General features: G+C 69.0%; 30 protein-coding genes. 27 read left to right on the forward strand and 3 right to left on the reverse strand.

Annotated elements, in window-relative coordinates:
- Positions 1-98: 98 nt before the first annotated feature.
- Positions 99-695, reverse strand: a complete 597-nt coding sequence (gene rfbC / locus AB0K43_RS03945; RefSeq protein WP_363635788.1) for a dTDP-4-dehydrorhamnose 3,5-epimerase — start codon at positions 693-695, stop codon at positions 99-101.
- A 2-nt stretch (positions 696-697) separates the two neighbouring features.
- On the reverse strand, positions 698-1573 hold the full coding sequence (gene rfbA, locus AB0K43_RS03950; protein ID WP_363635479.1) for a glucose-1-phosphate thymidylyltransferase RfbA: 876 nt from the start codon (positions 1571-1573) through the stop codon (positions 698-700).
- A gap of 82 nt (positions 1574-1655) precedes the next feature.
- Here rfbA and rfbB point away from each other — a divergent pair, with 82 nt between their 5' ends.
- The 6 genes from rfbB to AB0K43_RS03980 all read left to right on the forward strand — a co-directional run bounded on the left by rfbB (position 1656) and on the right by AB0K43_RS03980 (position 6958).
- A complete protein-coding gene (gene rfbB / locus AB0K43_RS03955; protein WP_363635481.1) occupies positions 1656-2633 on the forward strand; it encodes a dTDP-glucose 4,6-dehydratase in 978 nt (325 codons plus the stop codon).
- Positions 2630-3565 (forward strand): dTDP-4-dehydrorhamnose reductase, encoded by a 936-nt coding sequence (rfbD, locus tag AB0K43_RS03960; protein WP_363635483.1) that lies wholly within the window; start codon positions 2630-2632, stop codon positions 3563-3565. Before rfbB ends, rfbD begins: the two co-directional genes overlap by 4 nt.
- Positions 3565-4896, forward strand: a complete 1332-nt coding sequence (locus AB0K43_RS03965) for a hypothetical protein (protein WP_363635485.1) — start codon at positions 3565-3567, stop codon at positions 4894-4896. The genes rfbD and AB0K43_RS03965 overlap by 1 nt, the downstream gene beginning before the upstream one ends.
- Before the next feature lie 71 nt (positions 4897-4967).
- Positions 4968-5657, forward strand: a complete 690-nt coding sequence (locus tag AB0K43_RS03970) for a glycosyltransferase family 2 protein (RefSeq protein WP_363635487.1) — start codon at positions 4968-4970, stop codon at positions 5655-5657.
- A complete protein-coding gene (locus AB0K43_RS03975; protein WP_363635489.1) occupies positions 5654-6052 on the forward strand; it encodes a DUF2304 domain-containing protein in 399 nt (132 codons plus the stop codon). The genes AB0K43_RS03970 and AB0K43_RS03975 overlap by 4 nt, the downstream gene beginning before the upstream one ends.
- Positions 6053-6055: 3 nt before the next feature.
- Entirely contained in the window at positions 6056-6958 is a 903-nt protein-coding gene (locus tag AB0K43_RS03980; RefSeq protein ID WP_363635491.1) for a glycosyltransferase family A protein, read from the forward strand.
- A 70-nt stretch (positions 6959-7028) separates the two neighbouring features.
- Here the strand turns inward: AB0K43_RS03980 and AB0K43_RS03985 are convergent, their stop codons facing one another.
- Positions 7029-8705, reverse strand: a complete 1677-nt coding sequence (locus AB0K43_RS03985) for a hypothetical protein (RefSeq protein ID WP_363635493.1) — start codon at positions 8703-8705, stop codon at positions 7029-7031.
- A 249-nt stretch (positions 8706-8954) separates the two neighbouring features.
- On the opposite strand from AB0K43_RS03985, the gene AB0K43_RS03990 reads away from it, so the two are divergent.
- From AB0K43_RS03990 to rpmD, 21 genes are all read left to right on the forward strand, one after another.
- Positions 8955-10787: a hypothetical protein gene (locus tag AB0K43_RS03990; RefSeq protein ID WP_363635495.1), complete on the forward strand. Its 1833-nt coding sequence runs from the start codon at positions 8955-8957 to the stop codon at positions 10785-10787.
- Between the two features lie 484 nt (positions 10788-11271).
- On the forward strand, positions 11272-11580 hold the full coding sequence (gene rpsJ, locus AB0K43_RS03995) for a 30S ribosomal protein S10 (protein WP_012785157.1): 309 nt from the start codon (positions 11272-11274) through the stop codon (positions 11578-11580).
- Positions 11581-11594: 14 nt separating this feature from the next.
- On the forward strand, positions 11595-12242 hold the full coding sequence (rplC, locus tag AB0K43_RS04000; RefSeq protein WP_033824234.1) for a 50S ribosomal protein L3: 648 nt from the start codon (positions 11595-11597) through the stop codon (positions 12240-12242).
- A 4-nt stretch (positions 12243-12246) separates the two neighbouring features.
- Complete coding sequence (gene rplD / locus AB0K43_RS04005; protein ID WP_363635497.1) at positions 12247-12924, forward strand: 50S ribosomal protein L4; 678 nt, start codon at positions 12247-12249, stop codon at positions 12922-12924.
- On the forward strand, positions 12921-13247 hold the full coding sequence (gene rplW, locus AB0K43_RS04010) for a 50S ribosomal protein L23 (protein WP_149038535.1): 327 nt from the start codon (positions 12921-12923) through the stop codon (positions 13245-13247). Before rplD ends, rplW begins: the two co-directional genes overlap by 4 nt.
- A 35-nt stretch (positions 13248-13282) precedes the next feature.
- On the forward strand, positions 13283-14119 hold the full coding sequence (gene rplB, locus AB0K43_RS04015) for a 50S ribosomal protein L2 (RefSeq protein WP_350638220.1): 837 nt from the start codon (positions 13283-13285) through the stop codon (positions 14117-14119).
- 11 nt (positions 14120-14130) lie between these two features.
- Positions 14131-14412 carry a 30S ribosomal protein S19 gene (gene rpsS, locus AB0K43_RS04020; RefSeq protein ID WP_363635500.1) on the forward strand — a complete coding sequence of 94 codons (282 nt, stop codon included), beginning with the start codon at positions 14131-14133 and terminating at the stop codon, positions 14410-14412.
- Positions 14413-14497: 85 nt separating this feature from the next.
- Positions 14498-14845: a 50S ribosomal protein L22 gene (gene rplV, locus AB0K43_RS04025; protein ID WP_033824229.1), complete on the forward strand. Its 348-nt coding sequence runs from the start codon at positions 14498-14500 to the stop codon at positions 14843-14845.
- Entirely contained in the window at positions 14845-15669 is an 825-nt protein-coding gene (gene rpsC / locus AB0K43_RS04030) for a 30S ribosomal protein S3 (protein WP_033824228.1), read from the forward strand. Before rplV ends, rpsC begins: the two co-directional genes overlap by 1 nt.
- 3 nt (positions 15670-15672) lie before the next feature.
- The gene (gene rplP, locus AB0K43_RS04035; protein WP_033824227.1) at positions 15673-16092 is read left to right on the forward strand and encodes a 50S ribosomal protein L16; all 420 of its coding nucleotides are present in this window, start codon (positions 15673-15675) and stop codon (positions 16090-16092) included.
- Positions 16092-16316 carry a 50S ribosomal protein L29 gene (rpmC, locus tag AB0K43_RS04040; protein ID WP_030055825.1) on the forward strand — a complete coding sequence of 75 codons (225 nt, stop codon included), beginning with the start codon at positions 16092-16094 and terminating at the stop codon, positions 16314-16316. Before rplP ends, rpmC begins: the two co-directional genes overlap by 1 nt.
- Positions 16316-16588: a 30S ribosomal protein S17 gene (gene rpsQ, locus AB0K43_RS04045; protein ID WP_033824226.1), complete on the forward strand. Its 273-nt coding sequence runs from the start codon at positions 16316-16318 to the stop codon at positions 16586-16588. Before rpmC ends, rpsQ begins: the two co-directional genes overlap by 1 nt.
- Before the next feature lie 99 nt (positions 16589-16687).
- On the forward strand, positions 16688-17059 hold the full coding sequence (rplN, locus tag AB0K43_RS04050) for a 50S ribosomal protein L14 (protein WP_030263487.1): 372 nt from the start codon (positions 16688-16690) through the stop codon (positions 17057-17059).
- A 15-nt stretch (positions 17060-17074) separates the two neighbouring features.
- Entirely contained in the window at positions 17075-17386 is a 312-nt protein-coding gene (gene rplX, locus AB0K43_RS04055) for a 50S ribosomal protein L24 (RefSeq protein WP_030055828.1), read from the forward strand.
- Positions 17386-17955 (forward strand): 50S ribosomal protein L5, encoded by a 570-nt coding sequence (gene rplE / locus AB0K43_RS04060; RefSeq protein ID WP_033824225.1) that lies wholly within the window; start codon positions 17386-17388, stop codon positions 17953-17955. Before rplX ends, rplE begins: the two co-directional genes overlap by 1 nt.
- A 2-nt stretch (positions 17956-17957) precedes the next feature.
- Positions 17958-18143 (forward strand): type Z 30S ribosomal protein S14, encoded by a 186-nt coding sequence (locus AB0K43_RS04065; RefSeq protein WP_030263476.1) that lies wholly within the window; start codon positions 17958-17960, stop codon positions 18141-18143.
- Positions 18144-18408: 265 nt separating this feature from the next.
- Entirely contained in the window at positions 18409-18816 is a 408-nt protein-coding gene (gene rpsH / locus AB0K43_RS04070) for a 30S ribosomal protein S8 (protein ID WP_030055831.1), read from the forward strand.
- A 22-nt stretch (positions 18817-18838) separates the two neighbouring features.
- A complete protein-coding gene (gene rplF, locus AB0K43_RS04075) occupies positions 18839-19378 on the forward strand; it encodes a 50S ribosomal protein L6 (protein WP_363635504.1) in 540 nt (179 codons plus the stop codon).
- A 3-nt stretch (positions 19379-19381) separates the two neighbouring features.
- Positions 19382-19765, forward strand: coding sequence for a 50S ribosomal protein L18 (gene rplR, locus AB0K43_RS04080; RefSeq protein ID WP_363635506.1), 384 nt, complete (start codon positions 19382-19384; stop codon positions 19763-19765).
- Between the two features lie 49 nt (positions 19766-19814).
- Positions 19815-20438 carry a 30S ribosomal protein S5 gene (gene rpsE, locus AB0K43_RS04085; RefSeq protein ID WP_033824222.1) on the forward strand — a complete coding sequence of 208 codons (624 nt, stop codon included), beginning with the start codon at positions 19815-19817 and terminating at the stop codon, positions 20436-20438.
- Entirely contained in the window at positions 20438-20620 is a 183-nt protein-coding gene (gene rpmD / locus AB0K43_RS04090) for a 50S ribosomal protein L30 (RefSeq protein WP_073924296.1), read from the forward strand. Before rpsE ends, rpmD begins: the two co-directional genes overlap by 1 nt.

Below are 20620 nucleotides of genomic sequence, written 5' to 3' on the forward strand. Positions count from 1 at the left end.
GGAGCACCGAACGGCCGGGGGCGGAGCCTACGCAGCCGGGAACGAGGAAGGACCCGCCCGTACGGGCGGGTCCTTCGTGGTGGTCCGGCGGCCGGTGCTCAGCCCTGGGTGCGCAGGGACTCGGTGAACGCCTTGCAGGCGTCGTACTGCGGCAGCAGGCCGGTGCTGATCGCGTCGGCCAGCGAGGGGGCCGCCGCGTCGCGGTCGGAGAGCTGGGGCAGCTCGGCCGGCCACTCGATGCCCAGGTCCGGGTCGAGCGGGTGCACCGAGTGCTCGCCGGTCGGGTTGTACGGCTCCGAGCAGAGGTAGGACAGCGTGGCGTCGTCGCTCAGGGCGCAGAAGCCGTGGCCGAGGCCCTCCGGGATGTAGACCGCGCGGCGGTCCACGTCGTCGAGGCGCACGCCCTCCCAGCGGCCGAAGGTGGGGGAGCCCACCCGCAGGTCCACGATCACGTCCAGCACGGCGCCGCGCACGCAGGTCACGTACTTGGCCTGGCCGGGCGGCACGTCGGCGAAGTGGATGCCGCGGACCACGCCGCGCGCGGAGACCGAGAGGTTGGCCTGGGCGAGCCGGAGCGGGTGCCCGACCACCTCGGCGAGCCGGTCGAACCGGTACCACTCGGTGAACAGACCGCGCGGGTCGCCGTGCAGCTGCGGGGTGATCTCGAAGGCGCCCTCGATGCCGAGCTCCTGGATCTTCACCGGGCGTTCTCCTCTTCGAGCAGACGGATCAGGTACTCGCCGTAGCCGCTCTTGAGCAGCGGCTCCGCGAGGTCGCGCAGCTGCTCGGCGGAGATCAGGCCGGCCCGCCAGACCGCCTCCTCGATGCAGCCGATCTTGAAGCCCTGGCGCTCCTCGATCACCCGGACGAACTCCGAGGCCTGCACCATCGAGACGAAGGTGCCGGTGTCCAGCCACGCGGTGCCCCGGTCCAGGATGGTCACCTGGAGCTCGCCGGCCTGCAGGTACGCCTCGTTGACGGCGGTGATCTCCAGCTCGCCGCGGGCGCTCGGCTTGAGGTCCCGGGCGATCTCGACCACGCGGTTGTCGTAGAAGTAGAGCCCCGGCACGGCGTACCGCGACTTGGGCTCGGTGGGCTTCTCCTCGATCGAGATGGCCTGGCCGCTCTCGTCGAACTCCACCACCCCGTACGCGGTCGGGTCGGCCACCGGGTAGGCGAAGACCCGGCCGCCCTTGGCCGCGGTGTGCTCGGCCAGCCGGGTGCCGAGGCCGCTGCCGTGGAAGATGTTGTCGCCCAGGATGAGCGCCACCGGCTGGTCGCCGATGAAGTCGGCGCCCAGGACGAAGGCCTGGGCGATGCCCTCGGGCTTCTCCTGGACGGCGTACTCCAGGCGCAGGCCGAACTGCGAGCCGTCGCCGAGCAGGCGCTCGAACTGGTCCCGGTCGGCGGGGGTCGTGATGATCAGGATCTCGCTGATCCCCGCCATCACCAGGGTGGAGAGCGGGTAGTAGATCATCGGCTTGTCGAAGACGGGCAGGAGCTGCTTCGAGACTGCCCGGGTCAGCGGCCACAGTCGTGATCCGGTGCCACCGGCCAAGAGGATTCCACGCATGGGAGCACCTTATGCGAGAGCCGGCCCCGCCCCGAGGCCCGGGTCCGAGAGGCCCGGACAGTGCCGCTAGACTTGCCGTACTATGCGCATCCTCGTGACCGGCGGTGCCGGCTTCATCGGTTCAGAATTCGTCCGCCAGCTGTTGGGAGCAGACTCCGCAGCCCAGATCACGGTCTTCGACAAGCTGACCTACTCCGGGGTCGAGGCCAACCTGGCGCCGGTGGCGGGCCACGCGGGCTACGCCTTCGTCAAGGGCGACATCTGCGACCCGGAGGCCGTCGACCAGGTGATGGCCGGTCACGACGTGGTCGTGCACTTCGCCGCCGAGTCCCACGTGGACCGCTCGATCGCCGGCGCCGGCCCGTTCGTGATGACCAACGTGGTCGGTACCCAGGTGCTCCTGGACGCGGCCCGCAAGCACGGCGTCGGCCGCTTCGTGCACGTCTCCACCGACGAGGTCTACGGCTCGATCAGCGAGGGTTCCTGGACGGAGGAGTGGCCGCTGGCCCCCAACTCCCCGTACTCCTCCTCGAAGGCCGGCTCCGACCTGCTGGCGCTGGCGTACCACCGCACCCACGGCATGGACGTGGTGGTGACCCGTTGCTCCAACAACTACGGGCACTACCAGTTCCCCGAGAAGGTCATCCCGCTCTTCACCACCAACCTGATCGACGGCCTCAAGGTCCCGCTGTACGGCAACGGCGGCAACATCCGCGACTGGCTGCACGTCTCGGACCACTGCCGGGGCATCGAGCTGGTGATGCGCGGCGGCCGCGCCGGCGAGGTCTACAACATCGGCGGCGGCACCGAGATCACCAACAAGGAGCTCACCGGCCTGCTGCTGGACGCGGCCGGCGCGAGCTGGGACATGGTCGAGCCGGTCGAGGACCGCAAGGGCCACGACCTGCGCTACTCCCTGGACATCAGCAAGATCCGCACCGAGCTCGGCTACGAGCCGCAGGTCCGGTTCGAGGACGGCCTCGCCGCGACCATCGCCTGGTACCGCGAGAACCGCGCCTGGTGGGAGCCGCTCAAGGCGAAGGCGGCCCTGGCCAAGTGACCGCGAACTCCTCGGGCACGACCCGCTGGCTGGTCACCGGTGCGGCCGGGATGCTCGGCCAGGACGTCCTGGCCGTGCTCGGTGCCGACCCGACCGCCGAGGTCACCGCGCTCGGCCGGGCCGACCTCGACATCACCGACGCCGCGGCCGTGCTGGCCGCCGTCGAGGGCCACGACCTGGTCGTGAACTGCGCCGCCTGGACCGACGTGGACGGCGCGGAGACGGCCGAGGAGGCCGCCACCGCCGTCAACGGCACCGGGGTCCGGCACCTCGCGGCCGCCTGCGCCAAGACCGGCGCCCGGCTGCTGCACGTGTCGACCGACTACGTGCTGCCCGGGGACGCCACCGAGCCCTACGCCGAGACCGCCGCGACCTCCCCGGTCAACGCGTACGGCCGCGGCAAGCTGGTGGGGGAGCAGGCGGTCGCCGAGCTGCTCCCCGAGCACGGCTACACCGTCCGCACCGCCTGGCTGTACGGCCAGCACGGGCCGAACTTCGTCGCCACCATGCTCAAGCTCGCCGCCCAGCGGGACACCCTGGACGTGGTCGACGACCAGCACGGGCAGCCGACCTGGTCGTACGCGCTGGCCGTCCGCCTGGTCGAGCTCGGCCGGGCCGCCCTGGCCGGCCGGGCGCCGGCCGGGGTCTACCACGGCACCGCGAGCGGTCGCACCACCTGGTTCGGCCTGGCCCGGGAGAGCTACCGGCTGAGCGGGCTGGACCCGGAGCGGATCCGTCCGACCACCTCCGCGGCCTTCGTCCGCCCCGCCGTCCGCCCGGCGTTCAGCGTGCTGGGCCACGAGGGCTGGGCGCAGGCAGGCCTGCCCCCGCTGGCCGACTGGCAGGAGCAGCTCGCCGAGGCCCTGCGGACCCCGGCCCTCGCGGCACTCGGCGCCGCCGCCCACGGCACGGTCGCGGGCGGCAGCTCCTGATGAGAAAGCTGCTGGACAAGCTCTCCGCGGCACTGCCGCCGGGCACCCTCGCGGTGGCCGGCGGCACCGTGATACTCGGGGCCGCCTCGTACGTGCACCTCGGGGTGGCCGGGCACAGCCTGTCCGCCGACGACATGGCGAACGTCTCGGTGCTGTGGACGATCGTGATGTCGATCGGCATCGGCGTCTTCTTCCCGGTCGAGCAGGAGCTCACCCGGATCGTCGCCGCCCGCGCGGTGCTCGGGCACGGCGCGGCGCCGGTCCTGCGCCGCGCCACCGTGCTGACCGCGGCCCTGCTGGGCACCACCCTGCTCGTCCTCGGCCTCGGTGCCGGCCCGATCTCCGACGCGCTGTTCCACGGCGACCGCGCCCTGGTGGCCGCACTCGGCGGCGCCTTCACCGGAATGGCCGTCTGCTACCTCACCCGTGGTGTGCTGGCCGGTCTGGGCCGCTTCGGCGCCTACGGCACCCAGCTCGGCCTGGACGGCGGCCTGCGGATCGTGCTGGCGTTCGGCTGCTCGGTGGCCGGGCTGCACTCCGCCCTCGCCTTCAGCCTGGTGCTGGCGGTGGCGCCGGTGGTGGCGATGCTCGCCACCCTGCCGCCGCTGCTGCGCGGGCTGCGCCCCGGCCCGCAGATCGCCTGGCGCGAGCTGTGCGGCGGGCTCGGCCTGCTGATCCTGTCCACCCTGCTCTCCCAGGTGGTGGTCAACGCCGCGGTGGTGAGCACCAAGCTGCTCGCCCCGTCCGACAGCGCGCTGATCGCCGCCCTGCTGAACGCCCTGGTGCTGGCCCGGGTGCCGCTGTTCGTGTTCGGCTCGCTGCAGGCCTCGCTGCTCAGCGGGCTCTCGGCGGCCATCGCGGCCGGCGACCGCGCCGCCTTCACCGCGATGCTGCGCCGGATCGGGGTGGTGGTCGGCGCGCTCGGCGTGCTCGGCGGCATCCCGGCGACCATCCTCGGCCCGTGGCTGATCGGCGTGCTGTTCGGTGCCCAGCCGGTGCTCGGCTGCCTCGACTTCTTCCTGTTGTCCGCGGGTACCGTGGCGTACATGTTCGCGATGGTGCTCGGCCAGGCACTGATGGTATTCAAGCGGCACAACCTCCAGTTGCTCTGCTGGGCCGTGGGCACCGCGGTGCTGATCGGGGTCACCTTCACCCCCGGCGAGGTCGCCACCCGTGTCATCCTGGCCTACCTGGCAGGCTCCGTGGTGACGGTCCTCGGTATGCTGACCGCGCTCAGGCTGAGCTTCCCGGGGGCGACCACGAAGACCCCTGCCGGTTCCGGCCACACGGACACCCCGAGCCCCCTGGGCGCGGGCGCGGTCGGAGAGTGACCGTGCCCACCCCCGACGACCGAACGATCACCGCGCGCTCGGACGCGCCACATCCCGACGCTGGAGCCCCTGTGTCCCAAAATGACGATGTCTGGCTGGTGATCCCGGCCTATAACGAGGGCCAGGTGATCGCCGACGTGGTGGAGGGGGCCCGCAAGACGTTCCCCAACATCGTCGTCGTCGACGACGGCAGCACCGACGACTCCGCGCAGCACATCGCGACCACCGGTGCCCACCTGGTGCGGCACCCGGTCAACCTCGGCCAGGGCGCGGCGCTGCAGACCGGTCTGAAGTACGCGCTGGCGCAGCCCGGCGCGACCTACTTCGCGACCTTCGACGCGGACGGCCAGCACCAGACCGCCGACGTGGAGAAGATGGTCGAGCTGCTCCGCTCCGGTGTCGCCGACGTGGTGCTGGGCTCCCGCTTCATCGAGCAGAACGGCCAGGTGCCGTGGATCAAGCGCGTGGTGCTGCGCACCGCCGCCGCGGTCAGCCCCACCGCCCGCAAGCTCAAGCTGACCGACGCCCACAACGGCCTGCGGGTGCTCAACCGTGAGGCGGCCGGCCGGCTGCGCATCACGATGAACGGCATGGCCCACGCCTCGGAGATCGTGAGCTTCCTGGCCGGCTCCGACCTGCGGGTCGCGGAACTGCCGGTCGACATCCTGTACACCGAATACTCGCGCGCCAAGGGCCAGTCCCTGATCAACGGCGTCAACATCATCTTCGACATCTCGTTGCGGGAGCGTGGCCGCCGATGAAGTACTTCTGGATCCAGCTGGTCCTCATCGTGGGATCGCTGTCGCTGGCGCTGATGTTCATCCGCCGCTGGGACCGGGCCAACACCCGGGCCTGGAAGCGGATCGCGTTCTCGGTGTTCGTCATCGTCAACGTGTACGCGGTGCTCCGCCCGACCGACGTGACCTGGTTCGCCCAGCAGCTCGGCGTCGGCCGCGGCACCGACCTGGTGCTGTACGTGATGGTGCTCGGGATGGGCTTCCTGACCCTGAACACCTTCCTGCGCTTCCGTTCGCTGGAGAAGAAGCTCACCGACCTGGCCCGCACGGTCGCCATCAACGAGGGCGTGCGCAGCAACGACGAGCGGCTCGGCCCGGACGCTGCCGTCCCGGCGTCCTCCGAGTCCCTGAAGGCCTGACCCGTGGGCACGTTCGACTTCATGCTCCCCTACTACGGGGACGTCCGGCTGATGCAGGACGCGGTGCGCAGCGTGCTGGCGCAGACCGACCCGGACTTCCGGCTGGTCGTCATCGACGACGGCAAGGAGCCGGAGGTCCCGGGCTGGTTCGCCGAGCTCGGCGACGACCGGGTGCACTACCGGCGCAACGAGCAGAACCTGGGCATCACCAAGAACTTCCAGAAGTGCGTCGAGCTCTCCGAGGCCGACCACGTGGTGATCATGGGCTGCGACGACCTGCTGCACCCGCACTACCTGGAGACCGTCCGCGCCATCCTCAAGGAGAACCCGGGAGCCGGCATGGTCCAGCCCGGCGTCGAGGTGATCGACGGCGAGGGCAAGGTCACCTCCGGCCTGGCGGACAACACCAAGCGGCTGCTCTACGCGCCGCAGGTGAAGGGCCGCCGGCTGATGGCCGGTGAGGAGCTGGCCGTCAGCGTGCTGCGCGGCAACTGGCTCTACTTCCCGTCCATCACCTGGCGGGGCGAGGCACTGCGCTCGGTGAACTTCCGGGACGACTATTCGGTCATCCAGGACCTCGCCCTGGTGGTGGACCTGCTGGAGCTGGGCGAGCAGATGGTGATCGACAACTCCACCACCGTCTTCCGGTACCGGCGGCACGCGGTCAGCGAGTCCTCGGTGCAGGCGTTCTCCGGCACCCGCTTCACCGAGGCGGAGCGGTACTTCTCGGCCGTGGCCGACCGGATGGACGCCCGTGGCTGGTCGAAGGCGGCCAAGGCCGCCCGATTCCACAGCGCCTCCCGGTTCCACGCGCTCACCATGCTGCCCGGCGCGCTCAAGCGCGGTCAGCGCGACGGCGCCCGGGTGCTGGCCCGGCACGCCTTCACGTCCGGCGAGCGCGGCTGAGCCCACCCGTACACGGCGATGGCCCGTGCCCCCGGTCCGCGGACCGGGGGCACGGGCCATCGCCGTACGGTCAGGGCTTCGGGGGGTCCGTCGCGCGCTTGGGCGGCACGTACGGCTCGCAGGTGCTGCCCTTGGGCATGTACTTGGGGCACTTCCCGTTCGACTGCCGGATCACGTGGGAGACCCAGGAGTACTGGCCGACCGAGTTCTTGTCCGGGTGCTCGGGGAGGTAGGCGTTGGCCGTGGCCGAGCCGGCCAGGCCGAACAGCAGGCCGAGCGCGGACAGCGCGCCCACCGCGACCGCGCGCCGGGCCACCGGCCGGCGCCGGATCCGCACCGGCGCCGCCTCGCCGAGCCCCCGGGCCCAGGCCGAGACCCGCTCGGAGGCCACCAGCGCGGCCAGGCCGCAGAGCGCGACCAGGCAGTACATGATCTGCACGCTGGTCCGCGGGTAGAGCTGCACCAGCTTCTCCTGGGACATCTGCGAGGCGTACCAGTAGCGCAGCAGGAAGGCGCTGGCCGTGCAGGCGGCGGTGGACAGCACCGCGGCCTGCCGGATCCCGAGGGCCAGCGCCACGCCCAGGCCGGCCACCAGCACGATGGTGAACAGGCCCACCCCGCCGAGCTCGCCCAGCGGCGGCAGGCCGGCCGTGCGCTGGGCGCCGGGGTAGGTGCCGCCCCACATCGCGAAGTAGGCCGGGTCGGTGAAGGTGTCGAAGTAGAGGTAGGTGTCCTTGGTCGCCCCGCTCGCGGACAGCAGCGACACCAGGTACCGGCCGGCCACCAGCAGGAACGCGGCGGCGGTGGCCCCGAGCACCACCAGCGCGGTGAGCAGGCCCCGCCGGCCGGCCTCCCGGGTCACCAGGTACAGCGCGAAGCCGACCGCCACCACGGCGCCGATCGAGGACCAGACGAACCAGCCCGCGTACAGCAGGAACAGCGCGGCGAGCAGCACGCCCAGCCCCGCGCCGGTGCCCGCGGCCCGCCGCCGGCTCAGATCGCCGGACCGCTGGATCACCTGGACCAGCTTGCCGACCACCGGGATCACGACCACCAGCACGATCTGCGAGTACGACTTGTACGGGTCGACCACCGGAAGGGTGGCCGTCACACCGACGCCGAGCGCCCACAGCGGCGGCAGCAGCAGCCGCCAGGCCAGGTAGCCGGCGGGCCCGGACAGCGCCACGAAGAAGATCATCAGCCACTTCATCGCGTGCGGGACGTCACCGGAGAAGAAGTGCTGGGCCGTGAAGGCGAGCAGGTGCGGGAAGCCCGGCGGGTACTCGGCCGGTGGTGGCGTGCCGTCGCTGTGCAGCAGGCCGTCCGCCCACATCTGCAGCTGGCCGGCGTCGCCCCACTGCGCGTACAGCGGCCAGGTCGTGCCGCGCAGCGCGAACACCTGGCCGGCCCCGGTCACCCCGGTCGCCAGCCCGGCGACGAAGCCCGCGCTCACCCGCAGCGCCAGGTGCGGGGCGAACCTGGCGGCCAGCGAGTACACCGTGACGGCCGCGGCGAGCAGGACCAGCAGCCGGAGCTGGATCGCGGCCAGCGCGCTCACCTGGTCGAGCCGCTCCATCGGGTCGAGGTGCAGTCGGCGGCCCAGCCAGACCATCAGCAGGGCGGCGAAGGTGGCGGCCGCGATCTCGGCGGCCGGACCGAGGGCGCGGACCAGCCACCCGGCACGCCGGCGCAGCGGGGAGCGCCGCTCGGTCCTGGGAAGCGGGGTTACGGGTGCTGTCACGGTCACCGGGCAAGGCTATCCGCCACAGAACCATGGGATTTCCACCGGTGTGAAGACGGCGGGCCGATTCGCCGTGTCCGACCGGTTTCCGGATGGTATGGATCGAGGATCCGGTGGCGGGCCGGGCAGGAGGGCCGGTCGGGTGCTCGAATGCCCTTGGTACGGTGGCCGCTGCGGCAGATGTGAACGGTGAAGGTTTGGTGGACGCGGCGTCGGCCGCTCCCTCGGCGACGCGCGCGACAGAAGTGGACTGACATGACGGATCTGGCCCCCGAGGTGGTCAGTGAGCCGGGCGGCAACGGCCGCCCGGCCAAGGCGGCGACGGGCTCCGCCCGCTCGGCCGTGGAGCGCGGGCGCGACTGGCTGTCCCGCAGGTGGGTCCAGGTGGCCCTCGAGGTGGTCGTCAGCATCGCGGCCGCCCTCGGCTACACGCTGCTGTGCCGGCACATCAGCGTCAATCCGCTCAACCGGATCGGCCAGGTCAGCGGGCTCGCCAAGATGCAGGTGTACGTGGCGGTGCTCGGCCTGCCGCTGCTGGGCGCGCTGCTCTACACCGCCTACCGCGGCAGCCTGCTGCGCCACCAGCTGGTCAAGCGGCTGGTCTGCGCCGCGCTGGCCGGCCTGTCCACCGGCGTGGTCGCCGGCGGCGTCGTGGTGGCGCTGCGCGGCACCCCCTGGCCGCTCGGCGGCCAGGAGGGCGACCCGAGCGTCCTGATCGACATGGCCACCTCCTTCATGGACGGCAAGGGCATGTCGGGCGTCTACCCGCCCGGCTTCCCGGCGGCGATGGCCGCGCTCTCCGAGCTGCGCTACGGCGGCCGCGGCGGCGCCGGCTTCGCCCTGCACGACCTGCAGATCCTGTGCAGCGCGCTGGTCGGTCCGATGAGCTACCTCGCCTGGCGGCTGCTGCTGCGCCCGTTCTGGGCGCTGCTGATCGCCGTCCCGGCCGCGGTCGTCTTCCTCGACCCGATCCGCCCGTACAGCCACGTGGTGATGATCGTCCTGGTGCCGCTGCTGGCGGCCTTCCTGCGGGCGCTGGGCCGGATCGGCGAGAGCACCGGCCGCTCGGCGCTGCTGCGCGGTCTCGGCTTCGGCGTGGTCTTCGGCCTGCTGTTCCTCTGGTACTCCGGCTGGTACCTCTGGTCGGCGCCCGGCGTCCTGGTGCTCGCGCTGTTCGCCTTCCCCTGGCGCAAGGGCCGGGCTGCGCTGACCCGCGGCGCGCTGTACGCCGGAGCGGCCCTGGCCGGCTTCGTGGTGGTCGGCTCCCCGCTGCTCTACCAGATCGTCCGGCTGGGGGCCTCCACCCCGGACCGCTACGCCTACATCACCGTCTACGCCGACCCGGCCTACGTGATGGGCTGGATGTCGGACCGCTCGGGCACCTGGACGGTCGACAACTGGCCGGTGGCCGGCGAGCTCGCCGGCCAGACCGGCTTCGCCCTGCTGCTCCTGCTCGGCGTGGGCCTCGGCCTTGGTCTCGGCCTGCGGCACATCGCGACCAGGACCGCCGCCGCCGTGCTGGTCGGAGCCTGGCTGCTGCGCTTCTACTACGCGGGCCGGATGGCGCACGACAAGCAGATCCAGCTGTACCCGCGGACCACCTGGATCATCATGTACTGCCTGATGATCATGGCCGTGCTCGGCATCATGGCGCTGGTCAACCGCGGCTCCGGCTGGGGCAACCGGGTGCTGGCCGCCAAGGGCTCGACCGCCCGGGTGATCCCGCTGCGGGTGGTCCAGCAGGTCGCCGCCGGCATGGTCTGCATGGTCGCGCTGTTCGCCACCATGGGCGCCTCCTGGTCGGTCAACCGCTACATGCCGGAGGACCAGGCCAAGGGCACCATGGGCATGGACGCCTGGCGGGCGCACACGATCAAGAAGCAGGACGGCAAGTGCCCGAAGTTCACCCCGGTGACGAACTGCGCCGATCCGATCGTCAAGGACTGGCAGCCCACCGGTGACGACGGCTACATCTGGTGCGCCGGCATCGTGGCGGCGGACTGGAAGGCGCTGTGCGGCCGCAAGGCCCCGTTCGACGACCTCTCCACCAAGCCCAAGGACGGCGACCCCTCGGCCGCGCCCAAGTAGGAACCGGCAGCACGCCCGGGCCGGTCCGCGACTGCGGGCCGGCCCGATTGGCTTATCGGGGGCCGGATGTGGCAAGATGTCCAAGTTGCTCGGTTGAGTGCCGATGCTGCGCGCCTCCCGTCGGGAGGACCGGAAGCGAGTCCCATGTACTCGTCGTTCCCGTGATGGCCGTTCATGTGTTCACGTGCTGTGTGTGAATGCAGTGGTGTGTAGTCGACACCGCGGCAGCTGCGGGGCGGACGTACGGGAATCTTCCGGGAAGCGTGAGCGGGGCCTCGATCCGGTGCCTGGTGGGTGCAAGACCTGCCGAACCAGCGGAAATCTGATACCGGGGAAACCTGGGGTCGGATTTTTGCAAGCGGGAGTGCGACACGCCCGACCGCGTGGGTCGGAAGGCAATCACCCGGAGGCACCACCGGACGAGTCCACCCGGACGAAGCCGGCAGCAGTAGCAGCAGACGAGACAAAGGACTACTGAGTAGCCATGGCGGGACAGAAGATCCGCATCCGGCTCAAGGCCTACGACCACGAGGTGATTGACTCCTCGGCGAAGAAGATCGTCGAGACCGTCATTCGCACTGGTGCGCAGGTCGCGGGCCCGGTGCCGCTGCCCACTGAGAAGAACGTGTACTGCGTCATCCGCTCGCCGCACAAGTACAAGGACTCGCGCGAGCACTTCGAGATGCGCACTCACAAGCGTCTGATCGACATCCTCGACCCGACCCCGAAGACCGTTGACTCGCTGATGCGCCTCGACCTTCCGGCCGGCGTCGACATCGAGATCAAGCTCTGAGAGGCGCGACGAAGATGGCAAAGCAGATTAAGGGCATCCTGGGCGAGAAGCTCGGCATGACCCAGGTCTGGGACGAGAACAACCGGATCGTTCCGGTGACCGTCGTCAAGGCCGGGCCCAATGTCGTGACCCAGGTCCACACCGCCGACAGCGCGAGCGGCTACGACGCCGTGCAGATCGGCTTCGGCGAGATCGACCCCCGCAAGGTGAACAAGCCCCTCGCGGGCCACTTCGCCAAGGCCGGTGTCACCCCGCGCCGCCACCTGGTCGAGCTGCGTACCTCGGACGCGTCCGAGTACACCCTCGGCCAGGAGATCACCGCTGAGCTGTTCGAGGCGGGTGTCAAGGTCGACGTGACCGGCACCTCCAAGGGCAAGGGCTTCGCCGGTGTCATGAAGCGTCACAACTTCAAGGGCCTCGGCGCCGGTCACGGCACCCAGCGCAAGCACCGTTCGCCCGGTTCTATCGGTGGCTGCGCCACCCCGGGTCGCGTGTTCAAGGGCATGCGTATGGCGGGTCGGATGGGCCACGAGCGAGTGACCACCCAGAACCTGACCGTGCACGCCGTTGACGCGGAGAAGGGCCTGCTCCTGATCAAGGGCGCAATCCCGGGCCCGAACGGCGGCCTCGTCCTCGTCCGCACCGCGGCGAAGGGGCTGTGAGGATATGAGCACCATTGACATCCTGTCGCCGGCTGGCGACAAGGCCGGCAGCCTCGAGCTGCCCGCCGAGATCTTCGACGCCAAGGTCAGCATCCCGCTGATGCACCAGGTCGTTGTGGCGCAGCTCGCTGCCGCCCGTCAGGGCACCCACAAGGTCAAGACCCGCGGCGAGGTCCGTGGCGGCGGCAAGAAGCCGTACCGCCAGAAGGGCACCGGCCGCGCCCGTCAGGGCTCGACCCGTGCGCCGCAGTTCGCCGGTGGTGGCGTCGTGCACGGTCCCGTGCCGCGTGACTACTCGCAGCGGACCCCGAAGAAGATGATCGCTGCCGCCCTGCGCGGTGCGCTCACCGACCGGGCCCGCCACAACCGCATCCACGTCGTCACCGACGTGACCGCGACCGAGGCGCCGTCGACCAAGGCCGTCAAGGGTCTGTTCGGCAAGATCACCGACCGCAAGAACGTCCTCCTGGTCGTCGAGCGTGCGGACGAGCTGGGCATCAAGTCCGCTCGCAACCTGCCGAACGTGCACATCCTGGACGCCGGCCAGCTGAACACCTACGACGTGCTCGTCTCCGACGATGTGGTCTTCACCCAGGCTGCCTTCGAGCGTTTCGTGGCCGGTCCGGCCGCGTCCGCCAAGGCTGTTGCCGCTGAGGGCGAGCTCGAAGGGAGCGCCGCCTGATGGCTGCAGAGATCACGAGCAAGACGTACACGGACCCGCGTGACGTCCTGGTGAAGCCGGTCATCTCCGAGAAGAGCTACTCGCTCCTCGACGAGAACAAGTACACGTTCATCGTGTCGCCGGGTGCCAACAAGACGCAGATCAAGCAGGCCGTCGAGGCGGTCTTCTCGGTCAAGGTCGAGGCCGTCAACACGCTCAACCGTCAGGGCAAGCGCAAGCGCTCCAAGACGGGCTTTGGCAAGCGCAAGGACACCAAGCGCGCCATCGTGACGCTGGCCGAGGGCAACCGCATCGACATCTTCGGTGGTCCGGCCTCCGCCTGACGGGGTCGTGATCGTCGATAAGGACGAGGACGAAAATGGGTATCCGCAAGTACAAGCCGACTACGCCGGGCCGTCGTGGCTCCAGCGTGGCCGACTTCGTCGAAATCACGCGGTCCACGCCGGAGAAGTCGCTGGTTCGCCCGCTGCACAGCAAGGGCGGCCGTAACAACGCCGGTCGTATCACCGCTCGCCACCAGGGTGGCGGTCACAAGCGCGCCTACCGCGTGATCGACTTCCGTCGTCACGACAAGGACGGCGTTCCGGCCAAGGTCGCTCACATCGAGTACGACCCCAACCGCACCGCGCGCATCGCGCTCCTGCACTACGCGGACGGCGAGAAGCGCTACATCATCGCCCCCCGTGGCGTTGCCCAGGGTGACCGGATCGAGAACGGCGCTGGCGCCGACATCAAGCCGGGCAACAACCTGCCGCTGCGCAACATCCCGGTTGGTACCACCATCCACGCGGTGGAGCTGCGTCCCGGTGGCGGTGCCAAGATGGCCCGCTCCGCCGGTGCCGGCATCCAGCTGCTCGCCCGTGAGGGTCGCATGGCGCACCTGCGCATGCCCTCCGGTGAGATCCGCCTGGTCGACGCCCGCTGCCGCGCCACCATCGGCGAGGTCGGCAACGCCGAGCAGTCGAACATCAACTGGGGCAAGGCCGGCCGTATGCGCTGGAAGGGCGTTCGCCCGACCGTGCGTGGTGTCGCCATGAACCCGATCGACCACCCGCACGGTGGTGGTGAGGGTAAGACCTCCGGTGGTCGCCACCCGGTCTCGCCGTGGGGTAAGCCCGAGGGCCGCACCCGTCGCCCGAACAAGGCGTCGGACAAGCTCATCGTGCGCCGCCGCAAGACCAACAAGAAGCGCTAGGAGCAGGTCAGATGCCGCGCAGTCTCAAGAAGGGCCCCTTCATCGACGACCACCTTCAGAAGAAGGTGGATGTCCAGAACGAGGCGGGCACGCAGAACGTCATCAAGACCTGGTCCCGTCGTTCCGTGATCTCGCCGGCCATGCTCGGCCACACGATCGCGGTTCACGATGGCCGCAAGCACGTCCCGGTGTTCGTCACCGAGTCGATGGTCGGCCACAAGCTCGGCGAGTTCGCCCCCACGCGCACCTTCAAGGGGCACGTGAAGGACGACCGCAAGTCGAAGCGTCGCTAAGCACCAGTTCGAAGCTTCGCAGCGGGTGCTCGCGAGCTTGAGCGCCAGCAAGACTCACATGACTTACACCAGCAAGGGGACAACCATGGAAGCCAGGGCCCAGGCGCGGTACATCCGCGTCACGCCCATGAAGGCCCGCCGCGTGGTGGACCTCATCCGTGGCCTTAACGCCACGGAGGCCCAGGCGGTCCTGCGTTTCGCTCCGCAGGCCGCGACCGTGCCGGTCGGCAAGGTGCTCGACAGCGCCATTGCCAACGCCGTGCACAACTACAACCACAACAACGTGGACGACCTCGTGATCTCCGAGGCGTACGTTGACGAGGGCCCGACCCTGAAGCGGTTCCGTCCGCGTGCCCAGGGCCGCGCCTACCGGATCCGCAAGCGGACCAGCCACATCACCGTGGTCGTCAGCAGCAAGGAAGGGACCCGGTAATGGGCCAGAAGGTTAACCCGCACGGGTTCCGCCTCGGCATCAGCACGGACTTCAAGTCCCGCTGGTACGCCGACAAGCTGTACAAGGACTACGTCAAGGAAGACGTTGCCATTCGTCGCATGATGACGAAGGGCATGGAGCGCGCCGGCATCTCGAAGGTTGAGATCGAGCGCACCCGCGACCGCGTCCGCGTCGACATCCACACCGCTCGTCCGGGCATCGTCATCGGTCGCCGCGGCGCGGAGGCCGACAAGATCCGGGGCAACCTGGAGAAGCTGACCGGCAAGCAGGTCCAGCTGAACATCCTCGAGGTCAAGAACCCCGAGCTGGACGCCCAGCTCGTGGCTCAGGGCGTCGCGGAGCAGCTGTCCTCCCGCGTCTCCTTCCGCCGTGCGATGCGCAAGTCGATGCAGAGCACCATGAAGGCCGGCGCCAAGGGCATCAAGGTCCAGTGCTCCGGTCGTCTCGGCGGCGCCGAGATGAGCCGTTCGGAGTTCTACCGCGAGGGTCGTGTGCCGCTGCACACCCTTCGTGCGAACGTCGACTACGGCTTCTTCGAGGCCAAGACGACCTTCGGCCGCATCGGCGTGAAGGTCTGGATCTACAAGGGCGACGTCAAGAACATCGCCGAGGTCCGCGCTGAGAACGCTGCTGCCCGCTCGGGCAACCGCCCGGCCCGCAACGACGCCCGCCCCGCGCGTGGCGAGCGTGGCGGCGCCCGTGGTGGCGAGCGCGGTGGCCGTGGCCGTCGCCCCCAGGGCACCGAGGCTTCGGCCCCGGTGACCGAGGCTCCGGCTGCAGAGAACACCGGAACGGAGGCCTGACCCATGCTGATCCCTCGTAGGGTCAAGCACCGCAAGCAGCACCACCCCAAGCGCCGCGGCGCTGCCAAGGGTGGCACCGAGCTCGCGTTCGGCGAGTACGGCATCCAGGCCGTGACCCCGGCCTACGTGACGAACCGTCAGATCGAGTCCGCTCGTATCGCGATCACCCGTCACATCCGCCGTGGTGGCAAGGTCTGGATCAACATTTACCCGGACCGCCCGCTCACCAAGAAGCCGGCCGAGACCCGCATGGGTTCCGGTAAGGGTTCGCCCGAGTGGTGGATCGCGAACGTGCACCCGGGTCGGGTCATGTTCGAGCTGTCGTACCCCAACGAGAAGGTGGCTCGTGAGGCGCTGACCCGCGCAGCTCACAAGCTCCCGATGAAGTGCCGGATTGTCCGGCGCGAGGCAGGTGAGAGCTGATGTCGGCCGGCACCAAGGCTGCTGAGCTGCGCGAGCTGGACAACGAGGGTCTCGTTGCCAAGCTCCGCGAGGCCAAGGAGGAGCTGTTCAACCTCCGCTTCCAGGCGGCGACCGGGCAGCTCGACAACCACGGACGGCTCAAGCTCGTCCGCAAGGACATCGCGCGGATCTACACCCTGATGCGCGAGCGCGAGCTGGGCATCGAGACGGTGGAGAACGCCTGATGACTGAGAACACCAACGAGACGCGCGGTTTCCGCAAGACCCGCGAGGGTCTCGTCGTCAGCGACAAGATGGACAAGACCGTCGTCGTCGCCGTCGAGGACCGCGTCAAGCACGCTCTGTACGGCAAGGTCATCCGCCGTACGAACAAGCTGAAGGCGCACGACGAGCAGAACGCTTGCGGCATCGGCGACCGGGTCCTCCTGATGGAGACCCGCCCGCTGTCCGCGACGAAGCGCTGGCGCGTCGTCGAGATCCTCGAGAAGGCCAAGTAACGAAGCCGATGTGGTACGGCCGTATGTGCTCGATGTCGCGAGACGATCGAGTGAGCAGCGGCCGGCCCGTCGACTCTCGTTGACGATCAGGAGAAAGCTGTGATCCAGCAGGAGTCGCGACTGCGTGTCGCCGACAACACTGGTGCCAAGGAGATCCTTTGCATCCGTGTTCTCGGTGGCTCCGGTCGCCGCTACGCCGGTATCGGGGACGTCATCGTCGCCACCGTCAAGGACGCGATCCCCGGCGGTTCGGTCAAGAAGGGTGACGTCGTCAAGTGCGTCATCGTTCGCACCGTCAAGGAGCGTCGTCGTCCGGATGGCTCGTACATCCGCTTCGACGAGAACGCTGCGGTCGTTCTGAAGAACACCGATGGTGACCCCCGTGGCACCCGCATCTTCGGCCCGGTGGGCCGCGAGCTGCGTGACAAGAAGTTCATGAAGATCATCTCGCTGGCGCCGGAGGTGCTCTAACCCATGGCGAACAGCATGAAGATCAAGAAGGGTGACCTGGTTCAGGTCATCACCGGCAAGGACCGCGGCAAGCAGGGCAAGGTCATCCAGGCCATGCCCGCCGAGAACAAGGTCCTTGTCGAGGGTGTGAACCGGGTCAAGAAGCACACCAAGCCGGGCCCGGGCACCCAGGGTGGCATTGTCACCGTCGAGGCCCCGGTGCACGTCTCCAACGTCCAGCTGGTCGTTGAGAAGGACGGCAAGAAGGTCGTCACCCGCGTTGGTTACCGCTTCGACGACGAGGGCAACAAGATCCGCGTTGCCAAGCGGACCGGTGAGGACATCTGATGTCTGAGACGACTGTTGAGAAGGTGGCCCCCCGCCTCAAGGAGCGTTACAACTCCGAGATCAAGGGCCAGCTGCACGAGCAGTTCTCGTACGAGAACGTCATGCTGATCCCCGGCCTGGTCAAGGTCGTGGTCAACATGGGTGTCGGCGAGGCGGCCCGTGACAGCAAGCTGATCGAGGGCGCGATCAAGGACCTGACCGCGATCACCGGCCAGAAGCCGGCCGTGACCAAGGCCCGCAAGTCCATCGCGCAGTTCAAGCTCCGCGAGGGGCAGCCGATCGGCGCCCACGTCACCCTCCGTGGTGACCGCATGTGGGAGTTCGTGGACCGTCTGGTGTCGCTGGCTCTGCCGCGTATCCGTGACTTCCGCGGCCTCTCGCCCAAGCAGTTCGACGGCCGTGGCAACTACACCTTCGGTCTGACCGAGCAGGTCATGTTCCACGAGATCGACCAGGACAAGGTCGACCGTCAGCGCGGTATGGACATCACCGTCGTGACCACCGCTCAGACCGACGATGAAGGCCGGGCGCTGCTGCGCGCCCTGGGCTTCCCGTTCAAGGAGGCGTGAGCATGGCGAAGAAGGCCCTGATCGCAAAGGCCGAGCGCAAGCCGAAGTTTGGCGTCCGGGCGTACACCCGGTGCCAGCGCTGCGGCCGTCCGCACTCGGTGTACCGCAAGTTCGGCCTGTGCCGTGTGTGCCTCCGTGAGATGGCGCACCGCGGCGAGCTGCCGGGTGTGACCAAGAGCTCCTGGTAACCCCGGAGCGCCAGGCACAGCAACGCGACGCAGTGGTGCCCGACCGCCGTCTTTTGGGTCTCCGTACGGAATCCCGTAAGGTAGTGGGGTCGGGCCCCCTGCCGCGGCATCTCCTATAGGTGCTCGCGGCTCTCTTCTGAGGGCTCGCACCCAGTCTTACTACGCCGCAGGTCCCCTGCGCTTGTGCCCCTTTCGCACTCTTTAGCGAGTGCGCGGAGGGGGACCTGGCGCGGAGAAACCACGGCGAGAGAGGCCTGAGGCCATCATGACCATGACCGACCCCATCGCAGACATGCTCACGCGTCTGCGTAACGCGAACTCGGCGTACCACGACTCCGTGGCGATGCCGGCCAGCAAGATCAAGGCGCACGTCGCCGAGATCCTGCAGCAGGAGGGGTACATCTCCTCCTACAAGGTTGAGGAGCCGGTTGAGGGCGAGGTCGGCAAGAAGCTGACCATCGAGCTCAAGTTCGGCCCGAACCGTGAGCGCTCCATTGCCGGCATCAAGCGCATCAGCAAGCCGGGTCTGCGCGTTTACGCAAAGTCCACCAACCTGCCGAAGGTGCTCGGCGGCCTGGGCGTGGCGATCATCTCCACGTCCTCGGGTCTCCTCACCGACAAGCAGGCCGCCAAGAAGGGCGTAGGCGGAGAAGTTCTCGCCTACGTCTGGTAATTCGGGAAACGGAGGTACAGCAATGTCTCGCATTGGACGGCTGCCCATCCCGGTTCCCGCCGGCGTGGACGTCACCATCGATGGCCGCGAGGTGTCGGTGAAGGGCCCCAAGGGCTCCCTCACCCACGTCGTCGCCGCGCCGATCGAGATCGGCAAGGGCGAGGACGGCACTCTGCTCGTCACCCGCCCGAACGACGAGCGTCAGTCGAAGGCCCTCCACGGCCTGTCGCGGACGCTGGTGGCGAACATGATCACCGGCGTGACCGCGGGCTACCGCAAGTCGCTGGAGATCAGCGGTGTTGGTTACCGAGTCGCTGCGAAGGGCTCCGCCATGGAGTTCCAGCTCGGCTTCAGCCACCCGGTCCTGATCGAGGCCCCGGAGGGCATCTCCTTCGTGGTCGAGTCGCCCACCAAGTTCCACGTGGACGGGATCGACAAGCAGCTCGTGGGTGAGGTTTCGGCCAAGATCCGCAAGCTGCGCAAGCCTGACCCGTACAAGGCCAAGGGCGTCAAGTACGCGGGCGAGGTCATCCGCCGCAAGGTCGGAAAGAGTGGTAAGTAAGCGATGAGCGTCTCTGTCAAGATCGGCAAGGGCAACGCCTACAAGAACGCCGCCCGCAAGCGCCGCGCCATCCGCGTTCGCAAGCGCGTCACCGGCAGCGAGGTGCGTCCGCGCCTCGTGGTGACCCGCTCGAACCGTCACATGGTCGCCCAGGTCATCGACGACGCCAAGGGTCACACCCTGGCGTCGGCGTCCACCCTCGATGTTTCCATCCGTGGGAACGAGGGCGACAAGACCGAGCTGGCCAAGAAGGTCGGAGCCCTGGTCGCCGAGCGCGCCAAGGCCGCCGGCATCGAGTCGGTCGTCTTCGACCGCGCGGGCAACCGGTACGCCGGCCGCATCGCCGCCCTGGCGGACGCGGCCCGTGAGGCCGGGCTCGACTTCTAAGCCCGCTCGTCGGCCTAGTCGACGGACGTAATCGAGAGAGGTAATTCCAATGGCTGGACCCCAGCGCCGCGGTAGCGGCGCCGGCGGCGGCACCGGCGGTGGCGAGCGGCGTGACCGTAAGCGTGACGACCGGGGCAACGCTCCCGCCGTCGAGAAGACTGCTTACGTTGAGCGCGTCGTAGCGATCAACCGTGTCGCCAAGGTTGTCAAGGGTGGTCGTCGTTTCAGCTTCACCGCGCTGGTCGTGGTGGGCGACGGTGACGGCACCGTGGGTGTCGGATACGGCAAGGCGAAGGAGGTTCCGGCCGCCATCGCCAAGGGCGTTGAGGAGGCCAAGAAGAACTTCTTCAAGGTCCCCCGTATCCAGGGCACCATCCCGCACCCGATCCAGGGTGAGAAGGCCGCCGGCGTCGTGCTCCTGAAGCCGGCGTCCCCCGGTACCGGCGTTATCGCCGGTGGCCCGGTGCGTGCCGTCCTGGAGTGCGCCGGCGTTCACGACATCCTGTCGAAGTCGCTCGGCTCGGACAACGCGATCAACATCGTGCACGCCACCGTGGCCGCTCTGAAGGGCCTCGTGCGCCCCGAGGAGATCGCCGCCCGCCGTGGCCTGCCGCTGGAGGACGTGGCTCCCGCCGCTCTGCTGCGGGCGCGTGCAGCTGGGGTGAGCGCCTGATGGCTCGCCTCAAGATCACGCAGACCAAGTCCTACATCGGTAGCAAGCAGAACCACCGTGACACCCTTCGTTCGCTTGGTCTCAAGCGGATGAACGACGTGGTCGTGAAGGAGGACCGTCCCGAGATCCGCGGGATGGCCCAGACTGTCCGTCACCTCGTCACGGTCGAGGAGGTTGACTGA

The sequence above is a fragment of the Kitasatospora sp. NPDC049258 genome, from assembly GCF_040678895.1.
Lineage (GTDB): Bacteria > Actinomycetota > Actinomycetes > Streptomycetales > Streptomycetaceae > Kitasatospora.

Coding starts and splice junctions, on each gene's coding strand:
- rpmD (WP_073924296.1), top strand. CDS start 20,438: ATGGCTCGCCTCAAGATCACGCAGACCAAGTCCTACATCGGTAGCAAG.
- rplF (WP_363635504.1), top strand. CDS start 18,839: ATGTCTCGCATTGGACGGCTGCCCATCCCGGTTCCCGCCGGCGTGGAC.
- AB0K43_RS04065 (WP_030263476.1), top strand. CDS start 17,958: ATGGCGAAGAAGGCCCTGATCGCAAAGGCCGAGCGCAAGCCGAAGTTT.
- rfbA (WP_363635479.1), bottom strand. CDS start 1,573: ATGCGTGGAATCCTCTTGGCCGGTGGCACCGGATCACGACTGTGGCCG.
- AB0K43_RS03990 (WP_363635495.1), top strand. CDS start 8,955: ATGACGGATCTGGCCCCCGAGGTGGTCAGTGAGCCGGGCGGCAACGGC.
- rplP (WP_033824227.1), top strand. CDS start 15,673: ATGCTGATCCCTCGTAGGGTCAAGCACCGCAAGCAGCACCACCCCAAG.
- rpsJ (WP_012785157.1), top strand. CDS start 11,272: ATGGCGGGACAGAAGATCCGCATCCGGCTCAAGGCCTACGACCACGAG.
- rplE (WP_033824225.1), top strand. CDS start 17,386: ATGTCTGAGACGACTGTTGAGAAGGTGGCCCCCCGCCTCAAGGAGCGT.
- AB0K43_RS03965 (WP_363635485.1), top strand. CDS start 3,565: ATGAGAAAGCTGCTGGACAAGCTCTCCGCGGCACTGCCGCCGGGCACC.
- rpsH (WP_030055831.1), top strand. CDS start 18,409: ATGACCATGACCGACCCCATCGCAGACATGCTCACGCGTCTGCGTAAC.
- rpsE (WP_033824222.1), top strand. CDS start 19,815: ATGGCTGGACCCCAGCGCCGCGGTAGCGGCGCCGGCGGCGGCACCGGC.
- AB0K43_RS03975 (WP_363635489.1), top strand. CDS start 5,654: ATGAAGTACTTCTGGATCCAGCTGGTCCTCATCGTGGGATCGCTGTCG.
- rpmC (WP_030055825.1), top strand. CDS start 16,092: ATGTCGGCCGGCACCAAGGCTGCTGAGCTGCGCGAGCTGGACAACGAG.
- rplD (WP_363635497.1), top strand. CDS start 12,247: ATGAGCACCATTGACATCCTGTCGCCGGCTGGCGACAAGGCCGGCAGC.
- rplR (WP_363635506.1), top strand. CDS start 19,382: ATGAGCGTCTCTGTCAAGATCGGCAAGGGCAACGCCTACAAGAACGCC.
- rpsQ (WP_033824226.1), top strand. CDS start 16,316: ATGACTGAGAACACCAACGAGACGCGCGGTTTCCGCAAGACCCGCGAG.
- rplC (WP_033824234.1), top strand. CDS start 11,595: ATGGCAAAGCAGATTAAGGGCATCCTGGGCGAGAAGCTCGGCATGACC.
- rpsS (WP_363635500.1), top strand. CDS start 14,131: ATGCCGCGCAGTCTCAAGAAGGGCCCCTTCATCGACGACCACCTTCAG.
- rplX (WP_030055828.1), top strand. CDS start 17,075: ATGAAGATCAAGAAGGGTGACCTGGTTCAGGTCATCACCGGCAAGGAC.
- rplV (WP_033824229.1), top strand. CDS start 14,498: ATGGAAGCCAGGGCCCAGGCGCGGTACATCCGCGTCACGCCCATGAAG.
- rpsC (WP_033824228.1), top strand. CDS start 14,845: ATGGGCCAGAAGGTTAACCCGCACGGGTTCCGCCTCGGCATCAGCACG.
- rplB (WP_350638220.1), top strand. CDS start 13,283: ATGGGTATCCGCAAGTACAAGCCGACTACGCCGGGCCGTCGTGGCTCC.
- rfbB (WP_363635481.1), top strand. CDS start 1,656: ATGCGCATCCTCGTGACCGGCGGTGCCGGCTTCATCGGTTCAGAATTC.